This window comes from Pseudoalteromonas sp. S3260 (genome assembly GCF_005886925.1).
Lineage (GTDB): Bacteria > Pseudomonadota > Gammaproteobacteria > Enterobacterales > Alteromonadaceae > Pseudoalteromonas > Pseudoalteromonas tetraodonis.
In genome coordinates this window covers 1-407 of sequence record NZ_PNCV01000414.1, presented here as the reverse complement: position 1 = coordinate 407, position 407 = coordinate 1, and the positions used below count along the sequence as shown (strand labels likewise).

The window sequence follows — 407 nt, the reverse complement described above, 5'->3', positions numbered from 1 at the left end:
TCGATCTTTACCAGGTTTTGGTTAAGACCCACCATGAGTTTGGACAGTGGCAGCACAAAATGAGGTAACGCCGAGGTCATATGACCAACAAAGCTCGGGGCAGCGGTATGCACAGAATGCGCTACCAGCTTTTCCATGATGTCCTGAGCATGGGCACTGACAAACATCGGCTCTTCGGGAACCTGAGCTGATTCGAAGTCGCGCTCGATTTCATGCAGCGGTTTTTCAACCGCAGCAATGTTCTCATTTAAAAAGCCAGCTAGATTACTAGAAATCTCGGCTTCTATTTTACTGAGCGTTGAGTCCGGTGCCTCTGGCACCGTAAAGACGCGCATCAAGCTCTGCTCTGATGCGACGGCAAAACGCTTATCACTCATGACATACCTAAATGCATTGGCTTTAAGGCG

1 pseudogene is annotated in these 407 nt (G+C 49.1%); it reads right to left on the bottom strand.

Annotation, left to right across the window (positions count from 1 at the left end):
- Positions 1–377: pseudogene (locus tag CWC14_RS19010) on the bottom strand (putative pyridoxal-dependent aspartate 1-decarboxylase); the annotation flags it as partial.
- Positions 378–407: the final 30 nt, after the last annotated feature.